Annotated in this window: 9 protein-coding genes and 1 pseudogene; all 10 read right to left on the reverse strand. The window is 65.8% G+C overall.

Annotation, left to right across the window (positions count from 1 at the left end):
• Window positions 1-238: pseudogene (locus ABT24_RS09860) on the reverse strand (nucleotidyltransferase family protein); the annotation flags it as partial.
• A 9-nt stretch (window positions 239-247) separates the two neighbouring features.
• A complete protein-coding gene (locus ABT24_RS09865; RefSeq protein WP_286737764.1) occupies window positions 248-1,267 on the reverse strand; it encodes a site-specific integrase in 1,020 nt (339 codons plus the stop codon).
• Window positions 1,268-1,492: 225 nt separating this feature from the next.
• The gene (locus tag ABT24_RS09870; RefSeq protein WP_013122775.1) at window positions 1,493-3,001 is read right to left on the reverse strand and encodes a phosphoglucose isomerase-related protein; all 1,509 of its coding nucleotides are present in this window, start codon (window positions 2,999-3,001) and stop codon (window positions 1,493-1,495) included.
• 67 nt (window positions 3,002-3,068) lie between these two features.
• A complete protein-coding gene (locus tag ABT24_RS09875; RefSeq protein ID WP_276732606.1) occupies window positions 3,069-5,552 on the reverse strand; it encodes a glycogen/starch/alpha-glucan phosphorylase in 2,484 nt (827 codons plus the stop codon).
• A complete protein-coding gene (glgA, locus tag ABT24_RS09880; protein ID WP_276732625.1) occupies window positions 5,549-7,030 on the reverse strand; it encodes a glycogen synthase GlgA in 1,482 nt (493 codons plus the stop codon). The genes ABT24_RS09875 and glgA overlap by 4 nt, the downstream gene beginning before the upstream one ends.
• Window positions 7,031-7,115: 85 nt before the next feature.
• The gene (gene glgC, locus ABT24_RS09885) at window positions 7,116-8,444 is read right to left on the reverse strand and encodes a glucose-1-phosphate adenylyltransferase (protein WP_156052907.1); all 1,329 of its coding nucleotides are present in this window, start codon (window positions 8,442-8,444) and stop codon (window positions 7,116-7,118) included.
• A 50-nt stretch (window positions 8,445-8,494) separates the two neighbouring features.
• Window positions 8,495-10,126: an alpha-D-glucose phosphate-specific phosphoglucomutase gene (locus tag ABT24_RS09890; RefSeq protein WP_276732602.1), complete on the reverse strand. Its 1,632-nt coding sequence runs from the start codon at window positions 10,124-10,126 to the stop codon at window positions 8,495-8,497.
• Between the two features lie 2 nt (window positions 10,127-10,128).
• Entirely contained in the window at window positions 10,129-12,318 is a 2,190-nt protein-coding gene (gene glgX, locus ABT24_RS09895) for a glycogen debranching protein GlgX (RefSeq protein WP_276732598.1), read from the reverse strand.
• Between the two features lie 4 nt (window positions 12,319-12,322).
• Entirely contained in the window at window positions 12,323-14,518 is a 2,196-nt protein-coding gene (gene glgB, locus ABT24_RS09900; protein ID WP_276732593.1) for a 1,4-alpha-glucan branching protein GlgB, read from the reverse strand.
• A gap of 14 nt (window positions 14,519-14,532) precedes the next feature.
• The gene (gene malQ / locus ABT24_RS09905) at window positions 14,533-16,047 is read right to left on the reverse strand and encodes a 4-alpha-glucanotransferase (protein WP_276732590.1); all 1,515 of its coding nucleotides are present in this window, start codon (window positions 16,045-16,047) and stop codon (window positions 14,533-14,535) included.
• Window position 16,048: the final 1 nt, after the last annotated feature.

Genomic DNA, 16,048 nt, shown 5'->3' on the forward strand with positions numbered 1-16,048 from the left:
CACCCGGGGTGAGGACATCAACAGGCACGCCCAGCAAACGCTCCAGTTCGACCTGGATGGCTGCAACATCCATTAGTGACGTTTCCGCCGTGGGATCAACCAGCACATCCAGGTCGCTGCGGTCGTCATCCTCGCCACGCACGACCGACCCGAAAACACGCGCGTTGAGGGCACGATGGGCCAGAACGATGCGGAGAATCTCGGCTCGATGGTTTTGCAGGGCTTGGGAGGGCTTCATGATCGCGCATTATCCCAGCTTCTTCGCCAGCTTCTCTGCCTCGATATGCGTGTAGCGCTTGAGCATGGCGAGTGACTTGTGACCGGTCATGCTGGCTACCTCCATGACGCCAAGGCCCAGCTCAAACAGCCTGCTTGTCGCCTCATGTCGCAGATCGTGAAACCGCAGATCAGACAAGAATGCGGGGTCGGGCGTCAACCCCTTCCCGGCGTAATTGGCTTCGCACTGGCGCCGCGCACGTGCAAGGCACAGACGCCATGATCGCTCAAAACTTTGTGACGTTGCCCACGCGAACACCCGGCCGTCGATCCGACGCGGCAGGCTTTGCAGCGCCGCCACCGCAGCACTGGACAACGCCACCGTCCGGCTCTCGCCGTTCTTGGTGTCCACCAAGTGCGCGGTGCGGCGGACGAGATCGATCCGCGACCATTCCATCCCGAGCAACTCGCCCAGGCGCATGCTGGACTCCACGGCCAGGGTGATAGCCTGCCGCATGCCGGGCGCGCGGTCAGACCGTCCGGCGTCTGCGGCAACAAGCAGCGCTTCAAGCTCACTGGGCAGCAAGCGCCGATCCCTTGCCTTGGGCAACGACGGCTTGAGAATCGACTTGACCGGGTTGCCAGAGGGCAGGGAGATGCTCAGTTCTTTTTCAACGAATGTGAACAGCCCGGACAGCGCGTTGAGATGATGAATGACTGACTGCGCAGACAAGTCTTCGGCCAGAAGTTCATCACGCCAGGCCGCCACATCGACGGCGCGGATGGCGGCAAGAAACATCGGGCCGAACCGCTCCGATGCAACGCGCATGTAGCGCATCACGTCCGCTCGTGATGCCAGCGACTGCACAGGCCCGGCCACATACCGCTCCACGACCTGCGTGAATGTGGTCTTGCCCGCGTCATCGCGCAGCACGGCGGCATTGCCGCGTTGAAGTTCGCGCTCGACCTCCCGCGCCCAGGCCTCCGCGTCGCTTTTCAGATCGAACGTGCGTGAAAGCGTCGGCATGCCGCGTCGCCGAATCTGCACCATCCAGCCTGCTTTCCGTTGCTCAAAGTACGCCATAACCGAACCCCCGATTCCCACTAGATTCCCACAAATGCTGGAAAAAATACTAGCAGATCAAGCATTCATGCGGGTTTCAGCGATTTTGTTTTCGGCCTTCTAAGCCGTAGGCCACTGGTTCGAATCCAGTCGGGCAGGCCACTTTTCAGACCGGATACTCAACTTGCTCGGGCGCAGCGCACGTGGTGGCGATCAGTTGCTGTGCGTGCGCAGGTAGTCGAGCGAGGCGGCGGTTTCGGGGCTGAGGCCTTGGGCGTTTTGTGACAGCAGGGCGTTTTCGATCTTGGTGGCCAGGGTCTTGCCGAGTTCCACGCCCCATTGGTCGAAGGGATTGATGCCGTAGAGCCAGCCTTCCACGACGGTACGATGTTCATACAGGGCCAGCAGGGCGCCGAGGTGGTAGGCGCTCAAGCGCTCCATCCAGATGAAGGTGGACGGGCGGCCACCGGGGCAGGCGCGGTGATGCGCGGCGCGGGCGGCGGCTTCGGGCGACATGCCTTGGGCCATGAGTTCGGTTTGCCAGCTTGAGGCGTCTTTGCCGTTCCACAGCGCGTCGGCCTGGCCCAGCGCGTTGGCCAGCAGCGCCATGTGCTCGCGCAGGTGGCGGTGCCAGGGATGGGCTACGGCGACGATTTCGTGGAACACGGGAACGGCGGCCTGGTGCAGCAGTTGAAAATAGGTGTGCTGCACCGGGGTGCCCACGCCGCTGATGACTGCAGGGCCGCTGACGTGGACGGGCTGCATGCCGTCGGCGCTGGTGGATTTGCCCAGCGATTCCATCAGCAGTTGTTGCAGGTACAGCGGCATGCGCGAGAACGCATCGCCGTACAGCCCGATGGAGAGCAGGGGCAGGCCAAAGCGCACGCGATAGGCGTGCGACAAGCCAGCCATCAGCCCCGGGGCGCTGCTTTCCAACGGGGTGCTGAGGAAGTGCTGGTCCATATCGTGCGCGCCGGCGTGAAGCTGGGTCACGGTTTCACGGCCGAAGGCGAGCAGCAACACCATGCCGTGGGCACTCCACAGCGAGAAGCGTCCGCCGATCTCGGGCAACGAGCGGAAGATCTGATTCGCAGGCAAGCCGAAGCGCTGCAGCGCCAGCTCAGCGTTGGCGGTGAGCGCGACCAGGCGTTGGCGGGCCTTGTCAGTGCCGATGCCGTCGCCCAGCCAGCGCAGGGCGATGTCGGCGTTGCGCATGACTTCCTGGGTGCGGAATGACTTGCTGTTGATGATGATCCAGCTGCGCTCGGGCTTGGCCGCCGCCAACGCGGCGTCGATCGTGGCGCCGTCGAGGTTGGCGACCCAGTGCACCCGGCAACGCGGAGTCTGCAGCACCGAGAGGGCGGTGTGCAGCGCGAGCATGGGGGTTTCAGAGCCGCCAGCCCCGAGATGAATGATGTCGAGCCCTTCCGCTCCGGCTTCTTCCACCCGTTGGTCTACCCAGTCGGCCATGCGGGTGAACTCGGCTTGCAGAAAGTCGGCGGCGGCCTGCGAGGGCGCATCCAGCCCCTTGGCGCCCAGCCGGGACAGCACATGCCAGGCGGGACGGTTTTCGCTGCCGTTGAGTACCGTCTTGCTCACCAGGTCTTGCGCCTTGTTGGGCAGGGCGGCGAGGGTTTTGAGCGCGGTGGCGAGCGCCTGCTCGCCGTGGCGGGTGAACTCCAGCCGCAGGCCGGCGGTGTCGATGGTCTTGGGTGTGGGCATGAGGTTCGGCGGGCAGATTGAGTCGGACGAAAATCGATCGGTGGACGCAGGGGTGAGCTGACGGGGCTTAGCTTAGCAAGGGCTTAGCGTGCCAGATCTGCTCGGCGTATTCGGCAATGGTGCGGTCGGAGGAGAACGGGCCCATGCCGGCCACATTGGCCAGCGCTTTTTTCGCCCACTCATCGGGATTGCGGTAGAGCACATCGACCTTGCTCTGCGTGGCGATATAGCTGGCGTAGTCGGCCAGCAGCATGTAGTGGTCGCCCCAGTTGACCAGCAGGTCGTAGATGCTCTGATAGCGATGCGGTTCTTCCGGACTGAAGCGGCCGTCGCGCAGGGTTTCGAGCACGCGCGCCAGCTCGGGGTTGGCGCCGACGATGGCGTTGGGCTGGTAGCCGGTCATGCGCAGATCGGTCACTTCGCCTGCGGTCAGGCCGAAGATGAAAATGTTGTCGGCGCCGACGTTCTCCTGGATTTCGACATTGGCGCCGTCGAGCGTGCCGATGGTCAGCGCGCCGTTGAGCGCCAGTTTCATATTGCCGGTGCCCGAGGCCTCGGTGCCCGCGGTGGAAATTTGCTCAGACAGGTCGGCCGCTGGAATGATGACTTCGGCCGCACTTACGCTGTAATTGGGTACGAACACGACTTTGAGCAGATCGCCCACGCGGTCATCGTTGTTGATGGTTTTGGCGACATCGTTGATGAGCTGGATGATGAGCTTGGCCATGTGATAGGCCGAGGCCGCCTTGCCCGAAAAAATGACGACGCGCGGCACGGTGACGCTGCCTGGCTGTTCGAGGATGCGCAGGTAGCGGGTGATGACGTGCAGCACATTGAGCAGCTGGCGCTTGTATTCGTGGATGCGTTTGACCTGCACGTCGTACAGCGCATCGACCGGAATGGTCACGCCGTGATGGGTTTTCAGCCACGCGGCGAATCGCGCTTTGTTGCTGCGTTTGGCGCTCTGGAACTCTTTGACGAGGTCTGAGCTGCCCAGCAGCGGGCGCAGCTTGGCCAGTTCGGACAGGTCGCGCCGCCAGTGGGCGCCGATGGTTTTGTCGAGCAGCGCGGCCAGCGGCGGATTGGCCAGCGCCAACCAGCGACGCTGGGTGATGCCGTTGGTCTTGTTGTTGAAGCGGGCGGGCCAGAGCTTGGCGAAGTCGGCAAAGATGGACTGCTGCATCAGTTCGGAGTGCAGCTTGGAGACGCCATTGACCGAATGGCTGGCGAGCACGGCAAGATAAGCCATGCGCACTGAACGCGTGCCCGATTCGTTGACCAGAGAGACGTGCCGCATGAGGTTCACATCGTGCCCGTGCTTCTGCGTCAGCCGGGTGAGGAAGTAGGCGTTGATGTCGAGAATGATCTGCAGGTGGCGGGGCAATACGCGGCCCAGCATGTCGATCGGCCAGGTTTCGAGCGCCTCCGACATCAGGGTGTGGTTGGTGTAGGAGAACACGCCCTGACAGATGCGCCAGGCATCGTTGAAGGGCAGGTGATGGACGTCGAGAAACAGGCGCATCAACTCGGGAATGGCGAGCACCGGGTGGGTGTCGTTGAGGTGGATGGACACCTTGTCGGCGAACTGGTCGAAGCCGGTGTGCGTCTGCAGGTAGCGGCGCATCAAATCTTGCACGCTGGCGCTGCAGAAGAAATATTCCTGATGCAGCCGCAGCTCGCGTCCGGCGTCAGTCGAGTCGTCGGGGTAGAGCACGCGCGAGACGTTTTCGGAATGGTTTTTCTGCTCGACCGCGCCGAAGTAGTCGCCGCGGTTGAAGGCGCCCAGATCGATCTCCTTGGTGGCCTTGGCCGACCACAGACGAAGGGTGTTGGTCGTGGTGGTGTCGTAGCCGGGAATGATGGTGTCGTAGGCCATGGCCTCGACATCGTGGGTATCCACCCAGCGGGCGCGGTCGCCCTCTTTGATCACGTGACCGCCGAACTGCACGCGGTAGACCACTTCGGGGCGCGGGAACTCCCACGGGTTGCCGTCGGTCAGCCAGTAGTCGGGCGTCTCCACCTGGCGGCCATCGACGATGGTCTGGCGGAACATGCCGTAGTCGTAGCGAATGCCGTAGCCGTAGCCGGGAATGCCCAGCGTGGCCATGCTGTCGAGAAAGCAGGCGGCCAGGCGGCCCAGACCGCCGTTGCCTAAAGCGGCGTCGGGCTCCAGATCGGCGATGGCGTTCATGTCCACACCCAGTTCGCGCAGCGCCTGGCGCAGCGGCTCGGTGATTTCCATGGCGAGCAGGGCATTGGTGAAGGCGCGGCCGATGAGAAATTCCATCGACAGGTAATAGACCTGCTTGGCGTCTTGTTCGTTGCGGGCGTGGGTGGTGTCGAACCAGCGCTCCACCATCAGGTCGCGCACGGCGTAAGACGCGGCGTGCAGCCAGTCGACCGGCTGCGCCGAACGCGGGTCTTTGCCGATCTGGAACATCAGCTTGTTGGAGATGGCGCGCTTGAGCGCCGCCACGTCGTGCGGCGGGGTGTCGTGGACGAAGGGAACGTTCGCGGCTTCGGGAATGGGCGGTTTAGGTTCGGGGGTCATGGGAGAGCGTGGGAAAAATTCGGGAGGGCAGCCTGGTAGACCACACGGTATTGTCGGGCCGCCTGCGTCCAGCTGAAGTCTTGATGCATGCCAGTTTGCCGCACCCGCGACCAGGCGCGCGGCTGGCGATAGAGGGCCAGCGCACGCCGCACCGCGTGGCGGTAATCCGCCTCGGAAAAGTTGGCAAAAACAATGCCCGTGGCCGTGCCGTCGTCGAGGGTGGCGAGATCGGCGTCGACCACGGTGTCGGCCAGACCGCCCACGGCGCGCACCAGCGGCAGGCTGCCGTAGAGCAGGCCGTACATCTGGGTGAGGCCGCAGGGCTCGAAGCGGGACGGCACGAGGGTGATGTCGCTGCCGGCAAAAATGCGGTGGGCAAAGGCTTCGTCGTAGCCGACGCGCAGGGCCACGGTGCCCGCATGACGCTGCGCCGCATGGCTGAAGGCCGTTTCCAGTTCGTGGTCGCCGCTGCCCAAGACCAGCAACTGCCCGCCGCCTTCAACCAGGGTGTCGATGGCGGCGAGTACGAGGTTGAGGCCCTTCTGCTCGGTCAGGCGGCTGACCACGGTGAACAAGGGAGTGTCTTTGCTGAGAGTCAGACCGGCTTCTTCTTGCAAGGCGGCTTTGCAGCGCGACTTGCCCGCGAGACTTTCGGCGCTGTAGTGTCGCGGAATGTGGGCGTCGGTCGCGGGATTCCACACGGCCGCATCGACCGCGTTGAGGATGCCGCTGAGGTCGTTGCGCCGGGTGCGCAGCAGCCCATCGAGGCCGAAGCCCTGTTCGGGCGTCTGGATTTCGCGCGCATAGCTGGGGCTGACCGTGGTGATCTTGTCGGGGTAAAACAGACCAGCCTTCATGAACGAGACCTGGCCATGAAATTCCAGACCATCGACTTGAAACGCGCTGGCAGGCAGGCCGAGATCGCCCATCACGTCCGCCGGGAAAATGCCCTGGTAGGCCAGGTTGTGCACGGTATAGATACACGGCACCGGCTTGCCCGCGCTGAATTTCAGGCAGGCTGCCGCAAGGCCGGCGTGCCAGTCGTGGCCGTGCACGAGGTGCGGCGCCCAGGCGGCATCGAGGCCGTGCGCCAGCCGCGCTGCCGCCCAGCCCAGCGCGGCGAAACGGCGATGATTGTCGGCATAGGGACAGCGCTGCGCGTCTTCGTAGGGATTGCCCGGGCGGTCGTACAGGCTGGGCGCGTCGAGCACATAGGCGTGTACCGGGCGGCCCTCGGCGCCTGGTACGGCGGGCAGCGTGCCAAGCAGCACGCCGACGGTCTCGCCCCAGGGTAGGGTGAATTGACCGACGGTTTCGCCGTTCGCCAAACCGGCGCGGATGGCGGGAAAACCGGGCAGCAGCACGCGCGTGTCGCAACCGGCTGTGGCCAGCGCCGCGGGCAGGGCGCCGGCGATGTCGGCCAGGCCGCCGGTCTTGAGCAGGGGGAAGATTTCGGCGCTGACTTGCAGCACGCGCAGGGCCACCCCGCCGCCGGGCCGCCCCAAGGCGGGGTGCGCCCCCTCGGGGGGCAGCGCAGGCGAAGCCGCAGCTTGGGGGCTAGGTTCAGTCATCGTCTTCCTCGTTCAGCTCGGTCTCGCCCAGCGCCCGCAGCATTTTTTTGGTCACCAGCACCACGCCGTTGCTCGTGCGCTCAAAGCGTTTGGCGTCAAGCTCCGGGTCTTCGCCGATCACCATGCCCTCGGGCAGCACGCAGCCGCGGTCGAGTATCACTTTGTTCAGGCGGCAGGAGCGGTTGATGAGCACATCGGGCAATAGCACGCACTCGTTGATGGTGCAGAACGAGTGCACCCGCACATTGGAGAACAACACCGAGTTGCTGACCGAGGAGCCCGAGAGAATGCACCCGCCCGAGACCATCATGTTGATGGTCTTGCCGTGGCTGCCGTTGTGGTCTTGCACGAACTTGGCCGGAGGAAGCTGGCGCTGGCTGGTCCAGATCGGCCATTCGGTGTCGTAGAGGTTGAGCTCGGGGGTGACCGAGGCCAGATCGAGGTTGGCGGCCCAGAAGGCGTCGAGCGTGCCGACGTCGCGCCAGTAGGGCTGGCTTTGCTGCCCGCCCTGCACGCACGACATGGAAAAGGGATGCGCGTGCGCCAGGCCTGCGCGCACCGCTTTGGGGATGATGTCTTTGCCGAAGTCGTGCGAGGAGGCGGGGTCGGCCATGTCTTCGTCCAGCATGCGGTAGAGCGCGCTGGCGTTGAAGATGTAGATGCCCATGCTGGCCAGCGACATCTGCTCGTTGCCGGGCATGGCGGGAGGATCGGCGGGTTTTTCGATGAACTCGACGATTTTGCGGCTCGCGTCGATGGACATGACGCCGAAGGCGCTGGCCTCGCTGCGCGGCACTTCGATGCAGCCCACGGTGACCTGCGCGCCGCTGGTGGCGTGGTCTTGCAGCATGATGGAGTAGTCCATCTTGTAAACATGATCGCCGGCCAGAATCACCACATATTCGGGCTTGCTCGACTGGATGATGTCGATGTTCTGATAGACCGCATCTCCCGTGCCGCGGTACCAGTGTTCTTCGTCCACCCGTTGCTGCGCGGGGAGCAGATCGACCATTTCGTTAAGCTCGGCGCGCAAGAAGCTCCAGCCGCGCTGCAGGTGGCGCAGCAGCGAGTGCGATTTGTATTGGGTGATCACGCCGATGCGGCGGATACCGGAATTGACGCAGTTGGACAGCGCGAAGTCGATGATGCGGAACTTGCCGCCGAAATACACCGCGGGCTTGGCGCGCTTGTCGGTGAGTTGCTTGAGCCGCGAGCCGCGCCCGCCGGCCAGCACCAGGGCGATGGAGCGGCGCACCAGCATGTGCGGCTGCATCTGGCGATCTTGCATGTTCATCGGGCTCAAGGGGCTGTTCTGATTCATGGCAGGTCTCCTGTGTGTTTTAGGGGTGAAGCTCTAAGGCAAACTGAGTGTCAGGTCATCACGCTGGGGGTGTCCATGCCCGTCCAGTGGCGCACCCGGGCCACTTGCTCGGCCAAGGCGATGAGTGGGGCGAGCGCCTGTTGCGCGGGCAGGTCGTGGCGCGCGGGGTCGGGCTCATGGCGCTCGAGGTAGATGCGCAACGTGGCGCCTTCGGTGCCCGTGCCCGAGAGGCGGAACACCACGCGCGAGCCGCTTTGCAGAATGATGCGCACGCCTTGTTTGCTGCTGACGCTGCCGTCGGTGGGGTCGGTGTAGGCGAAGTCGTCGGCCAGCGCCACGGGCTCGCCCGCGAGAACCTGGCCAGGAAGGCCGGGCAGGGCGGCGCGCAAGTCGCGCATCAGCGCGTCGGCCTGTTCGGTGGGGATGCCCTCGTAATCGTGGCGCGAATACACGCAGCGGCCATGCTCGGCCCATAGTTCGCGCACCAGTTGTTCCACCGACTTGCCGGTAACCGCGACGAGATTGAGCCAGAACAGCACGGCCCACAGGCCGTCCTTTTCGCGGATGTGATTCGAGCCGGTGCCATAGCTCTCTTCCCCGCAGAGGGTGACTTTGCCGGCATCGAGCAGGTTGCCGAAAAACTTCCAGCCGGTGGGGGTCTCGTAGCAGGCGATGCCCAGGGCTGCGGCGACGCGATCGACCGCGGTCGAGGTGGGCATGGAGCGCGCCACACCGGCCAGCCCGCTGGCATAGCCCGGAACGCGTGTGGCGTGCGCTGCCAGCACGGCGAGGCTGTCGGAGGGTGAGACGACGAAGTTGCGGCCGACGATCATGTTGCGGTCGGCATCGCCGTCGGTGGCGGCGCCCATGTCGGGGGCGTCGGCGGCCGACATATGATCGATCAGATCGGTGGCGTTGACCGGGTTGGGGTCGGGGTGCAGATCGCCGAAGTCTTCGCGCGGCTCGGCGTTGACCACCGTGCCCTTGGGTGCGCCGAGTTCGCCTTCGAGCAGGGCTTTGGCATAGGGGCCGCCGACCGCCCACATGGTGTCCAGCCGCAGGCGGAAGCCGCGGGCGAACAGGGCGCGAATGGCGTCGAAATCGAACAGCTCGCGCTGCACCGCGCAATAGTCGGCTACCGGGTCGATGATCTCGATCTGCGTGCCCAGCAGGGTGTGGGTGCCCAGAGCGTCCAGCGGCAGGTCGGGGCTGTCGATCGTGCGGATTTCATACACCTCGCGCGAACGCAGGTAGATGGCTTCTGTGACCGATTCGGGCGCGGGGCCGCCGTTGGCGATGTTGTATTTGATGCCGAAGTCGCCTTGCGGCCCGCCGGGGTTGTGGCTGGCCGACAGCACGATGCCGCCGCTGGCCGCCCGGCGGCGGATGACCGCGCTCATCGCCGGGGTGGACAACAATCCTCCTTGCCCCACCAGCACCCGCGCGTAGCCGTGCGCCGCGGCCATGCGCAGGATGGTCTGGATGGCGACGCGGTTGTAGTAACGCCCGTCGCCGCCCACCACCAGGGTTTTGCCGCTGGCGTCCCCCAGTACGTTGAACAAGGCCTGCACAAAGTTTTCGAGATAGCCGGGTTGCTGGAACACGCTGACTTTTTTGCGCAGCCCGGAAGTGCCGGGGCGCTGGCCTTCGAACGGCGTGGCAGGGCGGGTGACGAGTTTCATGCTCAAAGGTCTCCTGGGGTGTGCGGCGCGGCGCCCTCCAGCGTGGCGATCCACAGGCTGGTGGGCGGCAGCGTTTGCCGAGCTTGCAGCCGCTGGGCTTTGTCCTGAGCCTGATTGTCGCTGGGCAAAGCGACAAAACCATTGTCTGTGGACAGTCTAAGCAGCCACGCCCCCGGCCTGAGGGTGAAAGAGGCTTCTTGTCCCTCGGCATTGATCAGAATCAGAACCTGCTGCGGGGCCACGCCATGCAAAGATGTCTTTGCAGCGCACAACAGCACCATCAGCGCGCCGTGGTCGTCGAGCGTCCAGTCGGCCTGTTCCATCGGGTGGCCGTCGGGCCGGTACCACACCGCACCGGGCTGGGATGCGGTGGCCACCGGGGCCCACCAGGCGTGGCTTTGCAGAAGCGGAAGACTGCGCCGCAAGGCCAGCGCGCCGCGCACGAAGTCGCGCAGAGACGCATCGGCCTGCGCCCAGTCGATCCAGGAGATCGGGTTGTCCTGGCAGTAAGCGTTGTTGTTGCCGCGCTGGGTGTGACCGACTTCGTCGCCCGCCAGCAGCATGGGGGTGCCGAGTGCGAGTAGCAGCACCGCCAGCAGGGCGCGGCTTTGCCGGGCACGGGCGGCGAGGATGTCGGCCGATTGCGTGGGCCCTTCGACGCCGTTGTTGATGCTGAGGTTGTGGCCGTGGCCGTCGCGGTTGTCTTCGCCGTTGGCCTGGTTGTGGCGGTGGGCGTAGCTGACCAGGTCGCGCAGGGTGAAGCCGTCGTGCGCGGTGATGAAGTTCACGCTGCTGTGCGCTCCGCGCAGTGCGGGGTTGAACACATCGCTCGACCCCGCCAGCCGGGTGGCGAACTCGCCCGGCGCGTTTTGATGCTGCAGCCAGAAGCCGCGCTGGGTGTCGCGGAAGCGGTCGTTCCACTCCAGCCAGCCGGGCGGAAAGCCGCCCAGGCGATAACCGCCCAGCCCCAGATCCCAGGGCTCGGCGACGAGCAGACAGTTGCACAGCAGCGGGTCTTGCGCCACCGCGCTGAGAAAAGCGCCGTCGGGCTGGAAGTCGTATTGCACCCGCGCCGTGCCGCGCGCCAGGGTGCTGGCCAGATCGAAGCGAAAGCCGTCCACGCCGAACTCGCTCACCCAGCGGCGCAGGCTGTCCAGGGCCACGCGCAGCACCAGAGGCTCGTTGAGGTTGACGCTGTTGCCGCAGCCCGTCCAGTCGAGCGTGCGCTCGGGCTCTTGCGGGTTGCGGTGGTAGTAGAGCGCGTTGTCGATGCCGCGCATCGACAGGGTGGGGCCGGTGTGCGGGTCGAGCTCGGCGGTGTGGTTGTAGACCACGTCGAGAATCACCTCCAGCCCGGCGCCGTGCAGGGCCTCGACCAGGGCGCGGAATTCGCTGCGCGGCGTGCTGCCCTCGGCGCCGCTCCACAGCCGGGTTTCGGGCGCGGCCCAGGCAATGGGGGTGTAGCCCCAGTAATTGCTCAGGCCCATCTGCAGCAGCCGGGCTTCGTCGGCGCGAAAGGCGATGGGCAGCAGGCTGACCGTGGTGACGCCCAGCGCCTTGAGGTAATCAATGCTGGCCGGATGCGCCAGCCCGGCGTAGCTGCCGCGCAGGGCGGGGGGCAGGTCGGGGTGCTGCGCGGTGAAACCCTTGACGTGCAATTCGTAAATCACCCGCTGCGCCGGGTCGATGACGGGTCGGGGCTGGGCCAAAGGGGGCAGGTCGGCGACCACGCGGGCCTTGAGTGCGGTGGCGGCGTTGTCTCGCGGGTCGGGACGGTCGGGGTGGGCCGGATCATGGCCGAGGTGCACGTCGCTGCCGTCGTAGCGGCCGACGACTTCGCGCGCGCAAGGGTCGAGCAGCAGCTTGGCCGGGTTGAAGCGGTGGCCTTCTTTGGGCGACCAGGGGCCGTGCACCCGCCAGCCGTAGATCAGCCCTTCGACGCCGCCGGATTCTGCGGCCAGCACGCCTTGCCAGATGCCATCACGCAACGTGGGCATGGGCAGGCGGGCGACTTCGGTCTGCCCGTCCGGGGCAAACAGGCACAGCTCCACCGCCTGCGCATGCGGTGCCGCCAAGGCGAAGTGCACGCCGTCGGACTGCAGTTGCGCGCCCAGGGTCGCAACCCGTGCGGCTTGCAGCCCGAGGGGGGCGGATTTGACGGGGTGTTTTGCCCGGCGGCGTTGCGCGCTCATGGCATCAGGCGGCGGGCCGCAGAATGACGCAAGCCAGCGGCGGCAGGGTGAGTTGCAGCGAGAACGGGCGGCCATGCGAGGGCTGGGCCTCGGCCTCGCGCAGGGCCAGCGGCAAGCCGGAGCCGTCATACACGGCATCGTCGGTATTGATCAGCGCCTCCCAGCGCCCGCCTTGCGGCACGCCGATGCGGTAGTCGTGACGCGGGGTGGGGGTGAAGTTGCACAGCACGACGAAGCGGCTGCCCTCGCTGGCGCCGCGCTCGTAGGCCAGCACGGATTGTGAAGCGTCATCGTAGGTGATCCAGGCGAAGCCGCCCGGGTGATGGTCGAGCTGATGCAGCGCCGGGTGGGCGCGGTAGGTGAGGTTGAGGTCGCGCACCAGACGTTGCACGCCCTGGTTGGGCGCGTGCAGCAGCGCGTCCCAGTCGAGGCTGTAGTCGGACTGCCATTCCGAAGCCTGCGCGAATTCGTCGCCCATGAACAGCAGCTTCTTGCCAGGATGACTGAACATATAGCCGAGATAGGCGCGCAGGTTGGCGAACTGTTGCCAGCGGTCGCCGGGCATCTTGGCGAGCAGCGAGCCTTTGCCATGCACCACTTCGTCGTGCGAGAGCGGCAGCACGAAGTTCTCGTCATAGGCGTACATCATGCTGAAGGTCAGCTCGTTGTGGTGATACTTGCGGTGCACCGGGTCGCGGCGGATGTAGCTCAGGCTGTCGTGCATCCAGCCCATATTCCACTTGTAGTGAAAGCCCAGGCCGCCGCTTTGCAGGTCGTCGCTCGGCGGGCGGCTGACGCCGGGAAAGGCGGTGGATTCTTCTGCCAGGGTGATGGCGCCCGGCCGCTGCACGCCGACGGTGTGGTTCATGCGGCGCAGGAAGTCGATGGCTTCGAGGTTCTCGCGTCCGCCGAACTTGTTGGGCACCCACTGACCGGCCGGGCGGCTGTAGTCGCGGTAGAGCATGGAGGCTACGGCGTCCACGCGCAGGCCGTCGATGTTGAAGCGCTCCAGCCAGTACAGCGCGTTGGCCACCAGATAGTTGCGCACTTCGGTGCGGCCGAAGTTGTAGATCAGGGTGTTCCAGTCGTGGTGGAAGCCTTCTTTCGGGTCGGCGTATTCGTACAGATGTGTGCCGTCGAAGTTGGCCAGACCATGCGGGTCGGATGGAAAGTGTGCCGGCACCCAGTCGAGAATCACGCCCAGTCCGGCTTCGTGCGCGGCATCGACGAAAAACTGAAAGTCTTCGGGCGTACCGAAGCGCGCGGTGGGCGCATACAGGCTGATGGGCTGATAGCCCCAGGAGCCGTCGAAGGGATGTTCGCTGACCGGCAGCAGCTCCAGATGGGTGAAGCCCAGGTCGCGGGCATAGGGCACCAGGGTTTCGGCCAGTTCGCGGTAGCTCAGCCAGCGCCAGCCGTCTACCTTGCGCCAGGAACCCAGATGCACCTCGTAAATGCTGATGGGTGCCTCGAATCCATTGGCCTGCGCCATGCCGGGGCGGATGGGGTGCAGGGGCGGCAGGCCCTGCACGATGCTGGCGGTGTTGGGTCGCAGTTCGGCGCGGAACGCCAGCGGATCGGCCTTTTGCAGCAGTTCGCCGTGCTGGGTGAGGATCTCGAATTTGTATAGCGCGCCCTGGCCCACGCCGGGGAGGAAGATTTCCCACACGCCGCATTCGCGCCGCAGCCGCATGGGGTGGCGGCGGCCGTCCCAGCCGTTGAAATCGCCGATCACCGAAACGCGCCGCGCGTTGGGCGCCCACACCGCAAAGCGCGTGCCAGCCACGCCGAGCATCTCGCCCGGATGCGCGCCCAGACATTCGTAGGGACGCAGATGCGTGCCTTCGGCCAGCAGCCAGGCGTCGGTCTCGCCCAGCACTTGCGGAAAGCGGTAGGGGTCTTCGAGGTCGGTCACCCAGTTCGGATCGCCCGGCTGCAAGGGCGGCCAGGTCACCCGCAGCAGATAGTCGAAGGGCTTGCGGCGGTGGCCCATGCGGGCGCTGAATACCGCGGTGTCGTCCTGCCGCACCAGCGCGGCGACCGACTCGCCGCTGGAGCGCTCGATGACTTCCACACCCAGCGCGCCGGGCAGTGCTGCGTTCACCCACAGCGTGGCGCCGCGCAAATGCATGCCGAGCACGCCAAACGGGTCGGCGTGGTGGCCTGCGGCGAGGTCGGCGATGTCGTGTTCGGTCAGCATGGCGAGGTTCCAGTTCAGGCGGGTAGGCGGTTGTAGAGGTGGCCGAAACGCAGCAGGCCAGCCGCATGCCCCGGTTGTACCTGATCCCAGGTGAAGCGCCAGGTCCAGTTGCCCTGCGCCGTGCCCGGTGTGTTCATGCGCTGCGTGCCATCCAGACGCAGCACGTCCTGCAAGGCGAACAGGGCGATGTCGGCCACGCTGGCGCTGGCGGCGCGGATCAGCGTCCAGGCGATGTCGCCACCGTCGCAGGCGAGGTATTCGCGCAGATGGTGGCGCACGGCCTCGGGCGCTGTCGCCCACCAGCCCTCAGAGGTGTCGTTGTCGTGGGTACCGGGATAGACCACGGTGTCGTGGGTGTAGTTGTGCGGCAAGTAGGCGTTGTCGCCGCCATCGTTCTGCCCCCAGGCGAAGTGCAGGATGCGCATGCCGGGAAAGCCGAAGCGCTGGCGCAGGGCGGTGACTTCGGGGGTGATGACGCCCAGATCTTCGGCAATGATGGGCAGGGGCCCGAGCGCTTTGGACACCGCCTCGAACAGCGCCACGCCCGGCGCCTGCACCCAGCGGCCGCCGATGGCCGTGGGCTCGTCGGCGGGGATTTCCCAGCAGCTCTCGAAACCGCGAAAATGATCGACGCGCACCCAATCGACCAGTTCGAAGGTGGCGCGCAGCCGCGCGATCCACCAGGCAAACCCTTCGGCCTCGTGCGCCGCCCAGCGGTAATGCGGGTTGCCCCAGCGCTGTCCGGTGGCGGAAAAATAGTCGGGCGGCACCCCGGAGACGACCGTGGGATGGCCGCGGGCGTCGAGCTGGAACAGGTCGGGCCGGGCCCACACATCGGCGCTGTTGAGCGAAATGAAAATCGGCATGTCGCCCATCAGCCGCACGCCTTTGGCGTGGGCATAGGCGCGCAGCGCGGCCCATTGGCGGAAAAAGCACCATTGGGCGAAGGCCCAGAAGGCGACGCGCTCGGCGTGCCGGGCCCGTGCTTGCTGCAGCGCTTCGGGCTGGCGCTGCGCCAGCGCGGCGTCCCAGGTGTTCCACAAGCGCTCGCCGTAGTGCTCGGACAGCGCCATGAACAACGCGTAGTCGTCGAGCCAGACGGCGTGCGCGGCCTGGAAGGCGGCCAGATCGGCGCGCTCCTGCAGCGTGGCGGTCGTCTCGAACCGCGCTGCGGCCCGGCGCAGACGTTCCATGCGATACGGGATGACGCGGTCGAACTGCACGCGCTCGTCCGACAGCCCGTCTTGCGCGACGAGATCGTCGGCTTCCAGCCAGCCGCGCCGGTGCAGCTCGGTGAGATCAATCAGCAGTACATTGCCGGCGAAGGCCGAACTGCTCATATAGGGCGAGCCGCCCAGGCCGATGCCGCCCAGCGGCAGGAATTGCCAGACCGACTGTCCGGCGGCATGCAGCCAGTCGATGAAGTGGTAGGCCGCGGGCCCGAGATCGCCGCTGCCGTGCGGGCTGGGCAGACTGGTGAGGTGCAGCAGCACGCCGCTGGAGCGGGGAAACCGGGGGGTGAGCGTCATG

Source organism: Thiomonas sp. SCN 64-16 (assembly GCF_001725585.1).
In the GTDB taxonomy this organism is placed as follows: Bacteria; Pseudomonadota; Gammaproteobacteria; order Burkholderiales; family Burkholderiaceae_C; genus Thiomonas; species Thiomonas arsenitoxydans.